A 16,473-nucleotide genomic window follows, 5' to 3' on the forward strand; every position below is an offset into this window, starting at 1 on the left:
AATGCGCCTCCTTAACTAGTTTTTAACGTGCGTTGCCCTTTACTAAATACTTTTTCCAGTTTCCCAAAGATTTTTGCTATAGCAACGGATAATACCCAATAAAAAACTGCTAGAGCAATATAAATTTCTAGAGCATGTGTGTTGTAGTTATTAGCAATTATGAGATTTGCTTTTCCAACAATATCGATAAATCCAATTGTATAAGCAAGTGCTCCTTCTTGTAGAACAGAAATTAACCCGTTACCGAAGTTTGGTAAAGCAACGACTACTGCTTGTGGGAATATGATACGGGCATAAGATTGGAATGGAGTTAACCCAACGCTAACTGCTGCCTCATATTGACCTTTATCTATTGATAAATAAGCTGATCTAATCACTTCTGCCATCATTGCAGCAAATTGTAAACTAAATGTGATGACTACGAACACTCCTGTATGAACATCTTGTAAATAGATACCAAAAAAGCGTTCCGAAAAAGCTGGAATACCATAATAAACTAGGAATAATAGTACGATGGATGGAGTACAACGCATTATAGTAATATAGCTATTTGCTAAGAAACTTAAAAACTTATTCTTTGATAACTTGAAGACGGCAATTATTAAACCTAACAAAGAACCAAAGATGACGGCTAATGCAGCAACAAACAATGTAATCCAAAGATATGGTAATAATTGAGGGAGTGCCGTCCAAAGGTAGTTTATATCAAAATATTTCTCCATTTACTCACCACTTTCTTTATCAAGAATCCTTCGACAAAGATCATTTTCCGAAACAAAAGCATTTTCATAGATTTTATTAAAGTGACAAAAGGGCTCTAAATAACTGACTACTAAGAGCCCTTCGATTGACATATTAACGTTTTACTTGATCTAAAACTTCAAATAAATCTCTGCCATAAAATTCAACGCTTAATTCACGTAATTTCCCTTCTTCTTTTAATTGCGCTACAGCTTTATCATAAGCATCTGCAAATTCTTGTTCTTTTTTGTTAAATAATGGCCATGTTTTAATTACCGCGAATTCGCTATAAACGACTTCATCTTTTAAGTTGTAATATGGACCACCTTCTGTAAGTACTTGCCCTTTGAATGAGCCCTCGATGATTACTCCTCCATCAACACGACCTTCATTTACCCATTGAACTACGTCAACAGTGAATTCTTCACCAGCTTTTAATTTCACTGGGTTATCTGGATTAGCCTCATTGTATTCTGCAATTACTGTATACTGTGCATTGTTAGCCGCAATCGGAGCAAGCGTCATACCAGCTGAAGCAAAATCACTCAAATTTTTAATATGTTCATTTTCTTTTTTCAAAACAAGTCCCGCACTACTTAGACCTAAGAATTCTTGAGGGAAGACGAATTTCTCTGAACGTTCTTGTGTCCAGAATGCGTTTTTAACACCTGCATGATATTTTCCTTGTTCAATTCCAATTAATAAATCGTCACTTGTTGTTCCAACATATTGAAATTCGTATTCTGGTAACAGTTCATCTACTAGTTTCATAACTTCTACATCGTAGCCAGTTGGATTACCATTTTCATCGTTATAGGACATCGGTTTACTCGCTTGATCGTAAGCTACTTTAACAACACGAACTTCAGTACCATCCTCAGTTGTTTTTGTTCCGCCCGATTGTTCTCCATTTCCACAAGCAGCTAAAATTGAAATCGATGCAAAACCTACAGCAGCAAATTTAAGTAATTTAGTGAATTTCATAATTATTGATCCCCTTTGTTTTCATCTTGTTTTAATGCAAATTCCGCTAACTTTTTTATCGTTAAATCATCCATCGGCGGGTTATGAAGTCCAGCACGAACATCTCGATAATAACGTTGTAATGGGTTTTGTCTTTGTAAACTTTTCGCTCCCACCACTCGCATTGCTTTGTCGACCACATTAATCGCTGCATTTGTGACAACATGCTTAGCAGTATTTACAGCGTTCACAATCATCGTTCCTTCATCTTCCGATAATTCGTGGCCATCGTTTTCTTTTCGTTTTAACTCAACATAAGTTTGTGCTGCACCATATAATGAGAATCTTGCAGTTGAAAGTTCTAATTCAATTTCGCCTAGTAAACTTTGAACGTTTGGTAAACTCCCAATCGTTCCTTGAATACTATTTGGTGAATGAGTATTGGCAAACCTTAACGCATAGTCACGTGCAGCCTGTGCAATCCCTAAATAGGTGGCAGGAACTAATAATAACCAACCGTTTAATTTAAAACCTGTATTATAATTAGGCAGTTCAACTAAATCGAACTCATCTACTACCACATTTTCAAGTACTAAATCATGACTACCTGTTCCACGCATCGAAACCACATCCCAAGTCTCGTCTATCGATAAACCAGGTGTATCTTTGTGAATTAAGAAAAATCCTACTTTCTCTTTTTCTTCAATCCACGCAGATGTGAGGAAATAATCTAACTCTGGTGAGCCCGTTGTGTAGCTTTTACGACCATTGATAACCCACTTTTGTCCTTCGCGTACAGCTTGCGTTCCAGGACGCCCGCCTCTTATAGGACTGCCCGTTGCAACTTCACTAACCGCACGATTAATAATTGCTCCCTGTTTAACTGCCTTTGCAAAGGATTCTAATTTCGCCGGTTCCCAGTATTTATTTTCAAATAGCTCACCCACCGTTAGAAGTGTCCAAGTAGTGGCAAGTGCTGTACTTCCGTCATAGCTACCTAGTGTTTCTTGTAATGCGATTGCCTCATATACATTAAATCCTTCTCCCCCAAGTTCTTTTGGCAATGTTAATTTTGTGTAGCCAATATCCCGTAATGCTTGTATGTGCTCTCGTGGAAAACTTGAGTCTTCATCGATTTGTCTAGCATTCTTCTTAAACGTTTGTTCTAAAGTCGAAAGCTTATCAATCCAAAGTTTTTGTTGTTCTGTTTTTATAAATAGATCTTTCATACAGATCTAAGCCCCCCCTAGTTAATCAAACTACTTTTATAGGTTAATCCCTACTTCACCACTTAGTTAAGTCGGTTAAATGTTAAAATTGATTTTACTTCCAGTTTATTCTTTCGTCAATAGGTAATTCTGAGTTTTCTTGTAGGAATTGTAAAAATAAGCATATAACGCTGAAATATTAACTATTTGCAGAAAAAATTTACTTTCTAAGTATTGCAATGTAACTTTAGGGACCTTTATACCATTTGTATATGTAAATGGTATAATTTAATAGATTCTCTGCTTCTTTAAGGGGAACTTATTTCCCTATACATTTTTCTTTTATCTAGTAAAACAGTACCAACAATTATAAAAGGGGTTTTTGAAAATGACAGAATTTACTTATATGTATCCAACAAAAAAAATTGAAGGAATTTCAATAGCTGAAGGCGTCTCATTTTTTCAGTTTGACATTGAATATGACCTCTTGTTTAAAGAATTATCAACTGTCGAACTCGCCATTTTCTCTCACTTTATAGATCTGTTTGAGGAACAACACGAAGATTTTTTCACAACATTAAATGACCAGAAAAAGTTCGAAGCGTTAGTGAAAAATTTTGCGGTTCTTTATAAAAAGAGTTCAATCTCCCAACAGCAAGATCTACTTGCAAAGGTCACACAATTCTACTCTAAGATTAAGAGTAGTGAGTTAACTTTTGAATTATCTAACTTTTTTGACTACTCTACTTACAAATACCTTCAAAGTTCTTATTTTTTTACCTTTGAAGGTTATGAACAAGAGCTAGTACCTTTTACAAAAGAGCGACTACTAAAAGATAAAATTGTATTCCAACAAAATGAGGAAACCTATACTATTTCACCGCAATCATTAATGGTCATTCGCGTTTTAGAATTCCGATTAAAAATGCGCCTAGATCCGTTAAAATTAAACTGCAAGTACAATGAAGATTTCCAAGACTATCCACACATTCAGCTACTTTTAGCTTTACTAACTAACGAAACAACATTTGTTAAAATATTTATGAAAAACACTGCCCCTCTAACTTCAATGTTAGAAAGTGTTATTCTTTATAGTCAATTACGGAGATTCTTATTTGATATTTCAGGCAGTTTAGAAGATAAGGATTTTGAATTAATAATTGAAAATCAACGTTCTATAACATCAAATAAATTTATTCATGTTTTATATCTTTGCTACACAGAACACTTAAAATCTAATGCAAAAAAAGATAAAACAACCATACAAACATTAAAGAAAAAGAATGATGAGAACAATGTGAAGTTAGAAAAACAGAAGGAAAAATTCAACGAACAAAAAACTAAATTAAACGAGCTAAAGGAACAATTGAAAGAATCTAAACAGTCGGCAACTACAACGATTGTAAAAGATATACATCTTGAAGACAGTGTAAAAAAGCTGACCGCCGAGCGTGACCAACTATTAATACAAATTCAATCGTTAACATCTGAAAGTGAACGTAAAGTTTTTGCGAGGGATGCCCAAATTGATCATCTAAAAAATGAAAATAGTCAACTACAGAGGAAATTACAACCTTTACTAAAAGCCGCTGCTATACCAAAAGTAGAAACAGTTACAGATTGGCTAGAGATTGGTCATAAAATAATTCAAAATGTTTCGGATGAAGATGAAGCTAATATAAAGCAATTTTTTGAAATGTTTTTAATTGCTTGTGATGAGAAAAATGCAAAAAGGCCTAAGAGCGAGTTACCTACAAACTTATTCGGTTACTGTACAATTACTTCTAACGGGCATTATCTAAACCTACCAAATGGAGATAAACATAAAATAATTGCAATACCAGAAAATATATATTTAGGTGAGGGGCAATTCGTACAAGTAACGAAAGATTACGAGTTTGTGCAGGTGTATAACAATTTTTTTGACGAATCTCCAATCGACCATAACATTCGGTTTTTCTGTACAGTAAAATTTTCAGATGGAAAACCTCATGTGAACGTGAATGGAATACTTGAACAAGTAACTCACGATCAAAACATTACATTAATAGATGGACAAATAATATCAGTTACATCCCAGTTAGAGCTTGTAAGGTTTTATAAGCAAAAGCGGATGACTTTAGATTATTTTGATGAATCTATGAAGTTGAAAGGCCATACACCTTATTTCATTCAGAAATTAGTAGCAAATGGTGCAATTGTTGAAAACGTATTTACAAATGAGGAAAAATACATTGTGTTTGAACAGAATGAGGATGGTTTATATGAAAATAGTTTAGTAACAGCCATAGAAAATAGAATGATTCGTACTTTTCGTAATCCACTATTTTATAAACTATCAAAATATTATAAACATACGCAATTCGCTACAATTTACGAGATTGATGGAGATTGCTTTGCAAAGAAAGCAAATCGTGAAATAGTAATTATTAAAAATATTTCTGATAGCTATGAACCACAAGTAGATGATGTAATTATTATAGATGAACATCATTCGTTTCTAGATGTGATAGATAATAAACAAATTTCAGAGGAAGAAACATTGGAACAAAGATTGGCAAGAAGACCGGTACAAAAATCACAAACAGTGTTTACGTACTCTACTCCAAAAGATTTAACACCGATATTAATTGTTGGAAATATTGCTCTTTCTGAAAACTATAAACAACAACTTGGCCGTAATGGCTATGATGTAACAACTGTTGACGGCTTTGGTCCAATAGCAAAAATTAAACAAAATGCAAAAGATAAAGACTTCATTGTTGTATGTCTAGAAAGACTGTCCCATGGGAATATGTATGCTATCAAAGATGAGTTCCCTGAAAACAAAGTAATTTATGCAGAGCGTGATGGCGTTACCCAAATTAAAATGAAGTTATTGGAGTTGAGCATGAGTAATTCTCACTAATAATGTGTTAACTCATATTTTGGAACGAAAAAGCTCCCTACGAGGCATGATGATTTTTTCATCTACCTAATAGGGAGCTATTTTTTAAGTAATGCCCTTTACAGGAAAGTTTAAATTGATCTTTTTACATTTTCTCTGGAGCACTAACTCCGATTAGTTGTAATGCATTAGCAAGTGTAACGCGAACAGCGTTTATTAGAGCTAAACGAGCTTCTGTTAACTCTTTATTTTCAGGGTTTAATACTTTTTCTGCATTGTAGAAGCTGTGGAAGCTTGCTGCTAGTTCTTGGATGTAGTTCGCCACTCTATGCGGTGTGCGGTGTTTTGCTGCGTCTGCCACAACTTGTGGGAATGAACCAACTTTCTTTAATACTTCTTCTTCTTTTTCAGCAGTTAGTAAATTTAAGTTCTCTAGTGATGCTGCAAAGCCTTGTTCTTGGGCTGATCGTAAAATCGAACTAATACGAGCATGAGCATATTGTGCATAGTAAACTGGATTTTCATTCGATTGTGATACAGCTAAGTCTAAATCGAAGTCCATGTGCGAATCACATGCAGTTTTCACAAAGTAGTATCGAACAGCATCTAATCCAACTTCTTCTACAAGATCACGCATTGTTACTGCGTTCCCTGTACGCTTACTCATTTTGTACTTCTCACCATTTTTATATAGCTGAACCATTTGAATGACTTCTACTTCTAATTTTTCACGGTCATAACCAAGTGCTTGAATTGCCGCTTTCATACGAGGTATGTAACCATGGTGGTCAGCACCCCAGATGTTGATTAATTTATCAAAGCCACGTTGAATTTTATCTTCGTGGTATGCGATATCTGGTGTTAAGTATGTGAAAGAACCATCTGATTTTTTTAATACACGGTCCTTATCGTCACCGAACGTTGTGGAACGGAACCATGTTGCACCTTCTTCTTCAAACACATGACCATTTGCCTTCAATTTATCTAAAGCAACATCAATTTTTCCATTTTGGTATAAAGAAGTTTCTGAGTACCAAACATCAAAGTTTACACGGAAGTTTGCTAAGTCATTTTTTAATTTATCTAACTCAAGTTTTAAGCCGTTTTCACGGAAGAAATTAAAACGTTCTTCATCAGATTTTTCTAAAATGGAGTTACCGTATTGCTCTACAATTTTACCTGCAATATCAATGATATCTTGGCCGTGGTAACCATCTTCCGGCATTTCTGCTTCCATTCCTAGTGCTTGTTTATAGCGTGCTTCTAAAGAATACGCAAGGTTATTGATTTGATTACCCGCATCGTTAATGTAATATTCACGAGATACAGCATAGCCCGCAAAATCTAAAACATTACATAATGAATCTCCAAATGCCGCTCCACGAGCATGACCTAGGTGAAGATCTCCTGTTGGGTTCGCCGATACAAACTCAACCTGAACTTTTTCACCGCCACCAGCTGTTGAACGCCCGTAGTTTTCGCCTTGATCTATTACAGCTTTAATAACTTGTGCTAAGAAGTCTTTACGTACAGTTATATTAATAAATCCAGGTCCAGCAATTTCTAGTTTTTCAATGTCTGTTCCTTCTGTTTCAAGATTCTCTAGTATGCTTTCTGCAATAGCACGAGGCGGCTTTTTTGCTAGTTTCGTTAATTGCATAGCAAGGTTTGTTGCATAGTCACCATTTGCTTTATCTTTTGGTGTTTCTAAATGAATGTTAAGTTCAGTCGCATTATCAATTAAGCCAGCTTTTGTTACAGCTTGTGCTAACGCATTTTTAATCGATTGTTGTAATTGTTCTACTGCGTTCATGCTTATCCCTCCGAATATTTTATCTCTAAATTATATTCTCCAACGGCTTGGCCACCAACCATTAAATCATAGGTTACATGAAACCTTCCTTTTATAGAGGCTTCTTCATTATTTTTATGAGTTAATGATTTTGTATTTGTTAGTATTGGTAGTGTACCGTACTGCGTTTCATAATGTCCGTTTTCTTGTTGATCCAAATTCAATGGAAGCCTCATGTTCACGCCACCACTTCGTAAGATAAGAGCATTTTCCGTATTCATCCTTACTGTTGTACGAATACGCTGTCCATCTAACACTTCTTCATAACGTAAATACATTTTATCTGTTTTTTGAATAAAGGATCCTTGTAACCAAAGCTCATATGATTCGCTTTCTCCGCCCTCTGGAACTATTGTTGATTTAAGTTTAATTTTTACTTGTTTTTCAACATTGCTCATATGTGGTCACTTCCTTCCTTTTATAACCTTTTTATTATAGGACGATTGAATGATATTAATCAAGAAGTAACTTGGCAACTCGAATTTTTAGATAGTTTTGTTAATTCATCATTCTTTGCTGTTATTAGGGACCTCTTTTGTGAAAATTTCAGCCTCTTTTGTGAAAATATCAGCCTCTTTTGTGTCAGTATCGCCAACCTTTTTGACAATATCGCACTACCACTAAAAAAAGCACGAGGCAGATTCAGCCCCGTGCAGATTTTCTATTATTTTATCCAACCTAAATTCATTTCACGAATAAACTTGGCAGCTGCATTTGCACCTGTCGCTTCTCTTTCGGTGCAGAATAGATGATTTTTTATGCTTTAAGTTATTACTTTACCCAACCTAATATCATTTCACGAATAAACTTGGCAGCTGCATTTGCAGTCATCTCTGAATGATCATAAATTGGTGCAACTTCAACTAAGTCAAATCCTACGACATTTACACCACTACCAGCAATTGCATGAATTGATGCTAATAATTCTTTAGAAGTAATCCCACCAGCATCTACAGTACCTGTTCCCGGAGCATGTGCTGGATCAAGTACGTCAATATCAATTGTGACATAAACATTTCGGCCAGATAGTGTTGGTAATACCTCTTTTAACGGTTCTAACACTTCAAATGGTGAAATGTGCATACCATTTTCTTTTGCCCATTCAAATTCTTCTTTTAACCCTGAACGGATACCAAACGAATACACATTATTTGGCCCAATGTGTTCAGCGATTTTACGGATTGGTGTTGCATGTGAGTATGGTTCACCTTCATAATCTGTACGTAAATCTGTATGAGCATCAAAGTGAATAACGGCTAAGTCATTATATTTTTCATAAACAGCTTCCATAACTGGTAGAGAAACTAAGTGCTCTCCTCCCATTCCAATCGGAACTTTTCCATCCGCTAATACTTTTCTCACGAAATCTTTTATTTCCTTTAGTGATTTTTCTGGATTTCCGAATGGAAGTGGAATATCACCCGCATCAAAGAATTTCACATCATCTAATTCACGGTCTAAATATAAGCTATATTCCTCTAATCCGATTGATACTTCACGGATACGGCCAGGACCAAAACGTGAACCTGGACGATAGCTTACTGTCCAGTCCATTGGCATCCCGTAAAGAACTGCTTTTGATTCCTCGTAATTTGGATGACTTTTAATAAATACATTTCCTGAATATGTTTCATCAAATCTCATTTTTCATCACCTGCTAATAAGTTTTTAATTGAATATAATCTACAACAAATAACTTTTTAATAAAGCTCACATTTAAAAATGCACTCTAACCTATCTACCAATGCTAATCTTCCCATTTTTCAACGCTTCTATATTAGTGAAAACTATCTCCACTAAAAAAATTTGCCGAAAATTATGAATAAATCTTGCTTTGAAACTTTTTTTAATCATATTCGTATTAAATTGTATACAAAGTTACCATTATTTCTTTAAGACGGTCACATTTGTAATCTTTACCTAAAACACTAATAACATGAAACTATTATCCATCAAAAAAGTATAGAGCTTTTCTGTCATAGTGCAATACTTTTTTCAAAAAAGAACAGATTAAACGAAACATTTCACGTCTATACTATAGTAAATTGGAAAGAATGGGGTGAATATGGTTGAAAAGACGAAGCTATTTTCGTAAAAAGAGACGACAAAAATGGTTAAAGATTGCAGTTTTAACAGTTGTCGGGTTTGTTTGTGCCATGGCTGTAGGGCTTTTGTCATTACGTATTTACGCCCAAATTGCAGGAGCACCTCCACTAATCATACCTAAAGCATCAGTGTTTTTAGACAATAATGGAAATAAAATTGGTGATTATTATACCGAGGAAAGACGATATTGGATCGAGCTTGAAGAAATATCACCATATTTACTAGATGCAACTATTGCTGTTGAAGATAAGGATTTTTATTCACATAATGGATTCGATTTTTCTCGAATTGCTAGTGCCATTCTTATTGATATAAAAACTCAAAGTATGGCGGAAGGTGCAAGTACACTTACACAACAACTAGCACGTAACCTTTACTTAACACTAGATAAAAATTGGTCGCGAAAAATTAATGAGGCGCTCTATGCTTATCGATTAGAAATTTTCTATTCAAAAGACGAAATCCTTGAAGGCTATTTAAATACTGTCAACTACGGACATGGTATGTATGGGGTTGAAGCAGCCAGTCAGTATTACTTTAGTAAATCCGCAAGTGAGTTAACTTTAGCCGAGGCTGCTATGTTAGCAGGTATTCCAAAAGGTCCTAGCATTTATTCGCCATTAAATAATTTTGAAAAGGCATCAAACCGTCAAAAACTAATCTTAAGTTTAATGGAAGATCAACAAATGATTAGTGTAACAGAAAAAGAGCGTGCACTTTCTCAACAGATTGTATTAAAAAATGATGAGTGGATTGCTTCTCATAAGATTGCGCCATACTTTTTAGATACAGTTTGGCAAGAAGTTACACAAATCCTAGAACAAAAAGGGTTAAATATTCGAGAAGGCGGTTGGACAATTCGAACAACACTGAATCAGGCACATCAACAAGCCGCAGAAGCTGCCATTGAGAAAAATATGCCAGAGAACGAATTACAAGTTGGTTTTGTGAGCATGGATGTAGAAAATGGATTTGTGACAGCATTGGTTGGTGGACGAGACTACCGATCTAGTTCGTTTAACCGTGTAACACAAGCAGCAAGACAACCCGGTTCAACAATTAAGCCTATTCTCTATACCGCTGCATTAGAAAATGATTTTTCACCTTTAACTTATTTAGATGTTAGCGAAACGATTTTTACTTATGACGATGGCAGGTCCACATATCAACCAAAAAACGTCAATGGGCAATTTGCTGATAGCGCTATGTCTCTAGCACAAGCGATTGCTATTTCAGATAACATTTATGCGGTAAAAACGTTACAAGAAATTGGCCATAATGATTTCCGAGATATGCTTAAGCGTTTTAATTTATCCTATTCATCAGGTGATAACCCATCAGCTGCTCTAGGAACAATTGAAACATCTTTATATGATATGACGAATGCTTATAATATGATTGCAGCATATGGTCAAAAACGTAACCCAACAACAATCATTTCAATTCACAATGCTAAGGGCGAAGTTATATACGAATATAGTCCACCTGCAGCAGAACAAGTAGTATCTGAACAGGATGCTTTTATAATGACTCAGTTAATGACTGGGATATTTGACCCAGTATTCAATGACTACTCACCTGCGACAGGAGTATCCTTAAGAGCTCGTATGACGCATACTTATGCGGCAAAATCAGGCTCAACAGTTAGTGATAACTGGTTAATTGGTTATACTCCAAGTTTGACTGCTGGTGTATGGAATGGATATGACCAAGGGAAAACATTAACTAATTCAGAAGATAAAGGTGCAACAAAACTAATTTGGATTGAATTTATGGAGGCAATTCATAAAGGTACTGAAAACGAATCGTTTAAAGTTCCAAGTGGGGTTGAAAGTGTCGTAGTGGACATTGAATCAGGAAAGATTGCTACAGATGCATGTCCAAAACAACGTCTTGTCTATGTAAAAACAGAAGATGTACCTACAGAAAAATGTTCACTCTTTGAAAATGACGATTGGAATCAATTCTTTAACTTATTTGATATAGAAGGCTTTACAGATATTTTTGGTTTCTAAACGGTAAATAATTTAAAAAAGCTCTCTCTTATATGGAAATAATACTTTCCAATACAAGAGAGAGCTTTTTTGGGCCTTCGAAAGCATGAAAATTATGGGGCATTCGGCTTGGGAATGTTACAAATGCCGCATAGTTTTCATAGCCTTCTATTGCCACTGTGTCCTAGCTCATTATTTGAACTATAATGTTAATGTACCTTTTTTCACCAGTAGTTTCAATAAAGGATTAATTGGTAACCTCAACTGTCACACTTTGTTCATAAATACAATGCAATCCATTCCATTATCATTGACAAAAGCGCTTACAACAGTTAGCGAATTATTGTAAAATAATTTCATTAATTGGAATTTAAATCCACTTTTAGCTGTCCATCACTTCGTTCCCACATTTCTTTATTATGAGTTTGTAAGAAATCGACTAATACTTCTTTAGATGCATCATCCATATAATCAACCATAATTTTTCGCTTTAAGGATTTATCCATTCTATTTACATGGTCAGCTAAAATCTTATACCCGCGCCTCTTTTCACGGTTAACTACCATTTCGCATGCTGTCACACCAGCATAATAAGGGCCATCTTCTTTAAAATCAATGGTTACCCACACAAGCCAATAAGGTTTACCACCTTCTGAATCAGCGCGATCTGTTGTGAATTTAATTCCCTTTTCTACTGCACTTTTCGCATGCATTGCTCCAATATCAATAAATGCACTTTTTTCCTCAATATCGATAAATAATGGTGTTACATTTTCTAAAGACAAAGATCCAATACCAAAGCCTTTATGTCCATCAATTGGGTCGTCTTTTATAATCGTGAATCCTATTTTTTGTTTTGGTTTTTCTCCACTAGTCATTGTAAATCCCTCCATCTACAACTATTATAATGAATATACACTAATTATATCCACTAAGGAGGATGCAACATGCCAATTGTAACTGTAAAAATGATTGAAGGTCGTACAGATGAACAAAAGAAAGCTCTAGTTGAAAGAGTAACTGAAGCCGTTGTAGAAACTGTAAATGCGCCACCAGAAGCAGTAACTATTGTGATTGAAGAAATGTCTAAAAATCATTATGCAACTGCTGGTGTACGAGCTAGCGATAAATAAGCTCCATTTAAAAGAGAATCCCGGAGGGTTCTCTTTTTTTAACTCAAAAACCTACAAACTCATAACTTATGCTTAGAGTTTGTAGGTTCGCTTTAAATTATATAAATAATATTTCCTTTGGATAATACACTTTATAATCTACTTTAATATTATTTGCCATAGCTGAAACAATATGAGACTGTTCGGATAGTTCTCTTATTTCACCGCTCGGCATTTCAAGGTAGATTGGTTTTTTCGTTGATTTATCACCAGGGCGATAAAAATCATAAGGTAAATCTGATGTTGAATCTGGTTTCACATAATACTCTGGGTCTAAGCCTTGTGCTCTCACCTGCTCAATTAACCACGCATAACGTTCCGGTTCTTCTTCAGGATTTAAATCTACATGGGCAAATAGATCTCGGTTTAAAAATCTTCTACATAAATCTTTTAATATGGCATCTTCTTCACCCATCCAAAATTGGAAGTACGCAAGTAAAATATTCTCATCAAGAGCTAAATAGTCTTCTAGCGAAACAACATTGTTAAAGAACGCATGGAAATGAACTGGCTCAAACTTAAACTGATACCCTTCTTCATATAACTTTTTGGCCCTCTTTAAAATATGATTGAGAACGGCTTCAGCACTTCTTGAGACAGGGTGAAAATAGATTTGTAGATACATTTGGTATCTCGACATAATATAATCTTCAATGGCATGCATTCCTGACGCTTTAAAGACAATTTGACCTTGTCTTGGACGTATTACTCTTAAAATTCTTTCCATATCAAAATGACCATAGCTTACACCTGTAAAATAAGCATCACGTTGTAAATAATCCATTCGATCTGCATCAATTTGACTTGAAATAAGACTGACTACGATATTATTTGTGTAATTTTTTTCAATAACTAATGCAACTCTTTCTGCAAAATCTCCAGACACTTTCCTCAAAATCGCGTTGACTTCTGTGTTTCCTAATAATATTTGTCTTGTATAATATTCGTGATCTGTATGAAAAACATTTTCAAATGCATGGGAAAATGGTCCATGGCCAAGATCATGAAGTAAAGCCGCACAAAGTACTACTAAACGTTCACTATCATCCCACTCTGGACGACCACGAAACACATCATCTACAATTCGACGTACTATTTCATAGACACCTAAGGAATGGTTAAAACGGCTGTGTTCTGCACCATGAAATACCAAATAGGCAGTACCTAGCTGTTTAATACGACGTAAACGTTGAAATTCCTTTGTTCCAATTAAATCCCAAATCACTTGATCGCGCACATGAACATAGCGGTGCACAGGATCCTTAAATACTTTTTCTTCTACTAACTTAGAATTAGCGTAATTACTCACTGTTCACACCTCACTCCCACAATCTTACTTTCTATTATATGTGAGTTTCAAACAATTTACATTAAACTCTACTGATTTCATTGTACAATAGAAAAACACATCTCGAACCAAATAGGTCGAGATGATGTCTTTTCTTATGCGGATTTCCTTAAAAACTTATAATTTCTTATCCGCAAATAAAAAGCTATCTCTATTTTGAGATAGCTTCATCATTATTTTCCTTTTAACTTTACTTTTACTTTTTCCATTAACTCATCTTCAGTTAATGCATTAAGGGGTCTTCCATTTACAAATGTAAATGTTTTTTTACGACCTGGTCCACAATATGAATGACAGCCTATTTCAATCGTTGCTTCTGGATCTAGTTCTTTTAACTTTGGAATTAACGTTTTTAAATTAACGGCCTGACATTCATCGCAAACTTTAAATTCGTTTGCCATATTGTCTACAACCCTTTCTATTTGTATATTTTCTTTTAATCATTAGTTTAATTATTACGAGTCTAAAAGCTATTTTAAACTAAAAAAGATGTAGCATTCAAGCAAAAGCAGACATTTCCGTCAAAGGTCTGAATGTATATATTAAATCAACACATTTTTTTTACTATTAAGTTAATAATTATGAATATTATTCTAAAATTTTGGCGATGATTCATATTGAACAAATAAAACTATTAACATCACAGGAGGTTAAACAATGGTCAAAATTAGACAAGATGCTTGGCTAAAAGAAAACGATGAATTATTAGCTGAAGCGGTTTTGCGTCACGTTAAAGAAGGTAGTACTCAATTAAATGCTTTTGAGGAAGCAGGAGATGCACTAAATCGTACGGCAGCTGCATGTGGTTTTCGTTGGAATGCCGTTGTCCGTCGTTTATATGAAAAAGAATTAGCAGAAGCAAAAAAAGAGCGAAAAGAGAGAATGAGAGTATTAGGAATGAACGGTAGACGTCGTAGCCAAGGTGTATATTTACTACCTACTACAACTACTGCCTCTCAGACTACTGAAGAAGTAAAATCTATTCCTCTTTCAGCTCTTAATCTAGATATAGTGATTGCTTACTTACTACGTTTGCAACATAACGGCGGTTCTGACAATGAAGCTACTAAATGGCGTCAAGTTGCAAATGCAGCAACAGAGAAAATGAAAGAGCTAGAGAAAAAGATTACTTTACTTGAGTCAGAGAACCGTGCGATTCGTGAAGATTATGAGCAATTTGTACAAATTATGAATCGTGCTCGAAGACTCGTAACATTAGAAGAAGATGAACAACGTATTGCACCCGTATTTAAGATGGAGAAAAACGGGAACCTAGTTGCCAACTATGCTACTAATAGTAGCGAGATTGGAAAAGAAAACGCGGATGTGTCTCACTAAGCACATCCGTGCTTTTATTTTCTAGTCATTTGAGTTAAGCATTTTTTTATTTCTCTCGAATACTCTATTTAAATAATATGAATAGTATTCTGTTTCTTCACTACTGAGATTTTGCAGTTTCATATCACCATTGAATTTTATAAGTTTTTGTAAGTTTAACACAGTTTCATAAACTGTTATCTCTCTATTCAATATCTCACTTAAACTTGCCATAACAGTTGGATTAATGTCTGGATATACGAATTTTGTTTTCTCACCTTTTAAACTTAATTGATAAAACTCTCTAATTAGCTCTGCCCTCTCACTGCCACTACCTTCAATACAAAGATAGATTTGCACAGCGATCCCTTGTCTAATTCGACGTTGTGATATCCCTGCAAATTTCTTACCTTCAACACTTAAATCATATGAGCCTGGACAATATGAACCAACTATTTCATAGGCTTTTATATCATCTTGAATTTCTGGATATAGTGATTTAACTAAATCTACCATTGCATCATAGCCAGCATTAATACTAATGGCATTGTCTTTTTCAGGTAATACTAACGAAATATTTAATACACCTGAATCTAGTACAACTGCTAACCCACCTGAGTTACGTACGATTGCTTGATAGCCACGTTGTTCTAAAAAGTTAATACCTTCTTGAACGTATGGTAATCTATGGTCTTGAATGCCTAAGACGATTGTTTCATTATGCACCCATGTTCGAATGGTTGGATCACTCATACCTTGACCAACTAAATGACAAAGGGTATCGTCCATTGCGAAGGATTCTAATGGTGTTCGATTTAATGCAACTATTGATTGATCGATAAAGCGCCAACTTTTTTGATTTAGTAAATGATTCATTATTAAAAA

The 16,473-nt window shown here is 34.9% G+C and carries 14 protein-coding genes; 4 read left to right on the plus strand and 10 right to left on the minus strand.

Annotated elements, in window-relative coordinates:
• Positions 1-11: 11 nt before the first annotated feature.
• The 3 genes from CD29_RS02170 to CD29_RS02180 all read right to left on the minus strand — a co-directional run bounded on the left by CD29_RS02170 (position 12) and on the right by CD29_RS02180 (position 2,933).
• A complete protein-coding gene (locus tag CD29_RS02170) occupies positions 12-722 on the minus strand; it encodes an amino acid ABC transporter permease (protein ID WP_036182369.1) in 711 nt (236 codons plus the stop codon).
• Between the two features lie 133 nt (positions 723-855).
• Entirely contained in the window at positions 856-1,725 is an 870-nt protein-coding gene (locus tag CD29_RS02175) for a transporter substrate-binding domain-containing protein (RefSeq protein WP_036182371.1), read from the minus strand.
• 2 nt (positions 1,726-1,727) lie between these two features.
• On the minus strand, positions 1,728-2,933 hold the full coding sequence (locus tag CD29_RS02180; protein ID WP_036182373.1) for an acyl-CoA dehydrogenase family protein: 1,206 nt from the start codon (positions 2,931-2,933) through the stop codon (positions 1,728-1,730).
• Between the two features lie 367 nt (positions 2,934-3,300).
• Between CD29_RS02180 and CD29_RS02185 the strand changes: the two genes are divergently transcribed.
• Entirely contained in the window at positions 3,301-5,820 is a 2,520-nt protein-coding gene (locus CD29_RS02185) for a hypothetical protein (RefSeq protein WP_036182375.1), read from the plus strand.
• A 124-nt stretch (positions 5,821-5,944) separates the two neighbouring features.
• Here CD29_RS02185 and argS read toward each other — a convergent pair whose 3' ends face one another.
• The 3 genes from argS to speB form a co-directional block, all read right to left on the minus strand.
• Positions 5,945-7,612 carry an arginine--tRNA ligase gene (gene argS, locus CD29_RS02190; protein WP_036182376.1) on the minus strand — a complete coding sequence of 556 codons (1,668 nt, stop codon included), beginning with the start codon at positions 7,610-7,612 and terminating at the stop codon, positions 5,945-5,947.
• 2 nt (positions 7,613-7,614) lie between these two features.
• A complete protein-coding gene (locus CD29_RS02195; protein ID WP_036182378.1) occupies positions 7,615-8,049 on the minus strand; it encodes a DUF1934 domain-containing protein in 435 nt (144 codons plus the stop codon).
• Between the two features lie 373 nt (positions 8,050-8,422).
• Positions 8,423-9,295 (minus strand): agmatinase, encoded by an 873-nt coding sequence (gene speB / locus CD29_RS02200; protein ID WP_036182380.1) that lies wholly within the window; start codon positions 9,293-9,295, stop codon positions 8,423-8,425.
• A 425-nt stretch (positions 9,296-9,720) separates the two neighbouring features.
• On the opposite strand from speB, the gene CD29_RS02205 reads away from it, so the two are divergent.
• Positions 9,721-11,772, plus strand: a complete 2,052-nt coding sequence (locus CD29_RS02205; RefSeq protein ID WP_036182382.1) for a transglycosylase domain-containing protein — start codon at positions 9,721-9,723, stop codon at positions 11,770-11,772.
• Positions 11,773-12,110: 338 nt separating this feature from the next.
• Here CD29_RS02205 and CD29_RS02210 read toward each other — a convergent pair whose 3' ends face one another.
• On the minus strand, positions 12,111-12,629 hold the full coding sequence (locus tag CD29_RS02210; RefSeq protein WP_036182383.1) for a YwhD family protein: 519 nt from the start codon (positions 12,627-12,629) through the stop codon (positions 12,111-12,113).
• 69 nt (positions 12,630-12,698) lie between these two features.
• Here CD29_RS02210 and CD29_RS02215 point away from each other — a divergent pair, with 69 nt between their 5' ends.
• Positions 12,699-12,884, plus strand: coding sequence for a 2-hydroxymuconate tautomerase (locus CD29_RS02215; protein ID WP_036182384.1), 186 nt, complete (start codon positions 12,699-12,701; stop codon positions 12,882-12,884).
• A gap of 97 nt (positions 12,885-12,981) precedes the next feature.
• On the opposite strand, the gene CD29_RS02220 is transcribed toward CD29_RS02215, so the two are convergent.
• Together CD29_RS02220 and CD29_RS02225 are read right to left on the minus strand one after the other, a co-directional pair.
• Positions 12,982-14,232 carry an HD domain-containing protein gene (locus CD29_RS02220; protein WP_052123955.1) on the minus strand — a complete coding sequence of 417 codons (1,251 nt, stop codon included), beginning with the start codon at positions 14,230-14,232 and terminating at the stop codon, positions 12,982-12,984.
• A gap of 212 nt (positions 14,233-14,444) precedes the next feature.
• Positions 14,445-14,672, minus strand: a complete 228-nt coding sequence (locus tag CD29_RS02225; protein ID WP_036182385.1) for a DUF1450 domain-containing protein — start codon at positions 14,670-14,672, stop codon at positions 14,445-14,447.
• A gap of 256 nt (positions 14,673-14,928) precedes the next feature.
• Here CD29_RS02225 and CD29_RS02230 point away from each other — a divergent pair, with 256 nt between their 5' ends.
• Positions 14,929-15,609, plus strand: coding sequence for an RsfA family transcriptional regulator (locus CD29_RS02230; protein WP_036182386.1), 681 nt, complete (start codon positions 14,929-14,931; stop codon positions 15,607-15,609).
• Between the two features lie 21 nt (positions 15,610-15,630).
• On the opposite strand, the gene CD29_RS02235 is transcribed toward CD29_RS02230, so the two are convergent.
• Positions 15,631-16,464, minus strand: coding sequence for a lipoate--protein ligase family protein (locus tag CD29_RS02235; protein ID WP_036182387.1), 834 nt, complete (start codon positions 16,462-16,464; stop codon positions 15,631-15,633).
• Between the last annotated feature and the right edge of the window lie 9 nt (positions 16,465-16,473).

The sequence above is a fragment of the Ureibacillus manganicus DSM 26584 genome (genome assembly GCF_000772945.1).
GTDB classification, from domain to species: domain Bacteria; phylum Bacillota; class Bacilli; order Bacillales_A; family Planococcaceae; genus Ureibacillus; species Ureibacillus manganicus.

What these genes read in the sequence shown, in the direction of transcription:
- CD29_RS02170 (WP_036182369.1), bottom strand. Translation starts at nt 722, where the DNA reads ATGGAGAAATATTTTGATATAAACTACCTTTGGACGGCACTCCCTCAA.
- CD29_RS02175 (WP_036182371.1), bottom strand. Translation starts at nt 1,725, where the DNA reads ATGAAATTCACTAAATTACTTAAATTTGCTGCTGTAGGTTTTGCATCG.
- CD29_RS02180 (WP_036182373.1), bottom strand. Translation starts at nt 2,933, where the DNA reads ATGAAAGATCTATTTATAAAAACAGAACAACAAAAACTTTGGATTGAT.
- CD29_RS02185 (WP_036182375.1), top strand. Translation starts at nt 3,301, where the DNA reads ATGACAGAATTTACTTATATGTATCCAACAAAAAAAATTGAAGGAATT.
- argS (WP_036182376.1), bottom strand. Translation starts at nt 7,612, where the DNA reads ATGAACGCAGTAGAACAATTACAACAATCGATTAAAAATGCGTTAGCA.
- CD29_RS02195 (WP_036182378.1), bottom strand. Translation starts at nt 8,049, where the DNA reads ATGAGCAATGTTGAAAAACAAGTAAAAATTAAACTTAAATCAACAATA.
- speB (WP_036182380.1), bottom strand. Translation starts at nt 9,295, where the DNA reads ATGAGATTTGATGAAACATATTCAGGAAATGTATTTATTAAAAGTCAT.
- CD29_RS02210 (WP_036182383.1), bottom strand. Translation starts at nt 12,629, where the DNA reads ATGACTAGTGGAGAAAAACCAAAACAAAAAATAGGATTCACGATTATA.
- CD29_RS02215 (WP_036182384.1), top strand. Translation starts at nt 12,699, where the DNA reads ATGCCAATTGTAACTGTAAAAATGATTGAAGGTCGTACAGATGAACAA.
- CD29_RS02225 (WP_036182385.1), bottom strand. Translation starts at nt 14,672, where the DNA reads ATGGCAAACGAATTTAAAGTTTGCGATGAATGTCAGGCCGTTAATTTA.
- CD29_RS02230 (WP_036182386.1), top strand. Translation starts at nt 14,929, where the DNA reads ATGGTCAAAATTAGACAAGATGCTTGGCTAAAAGAAAACGATGAATTA.
- CD29_RS02235 (WP_036182387.1), bottom strand. Translation starts at nt 16,464, where the DNA reads ATGAATCATTTACTAAATCAAAAAAGTTGGCGCTTTATCGATCAATCA.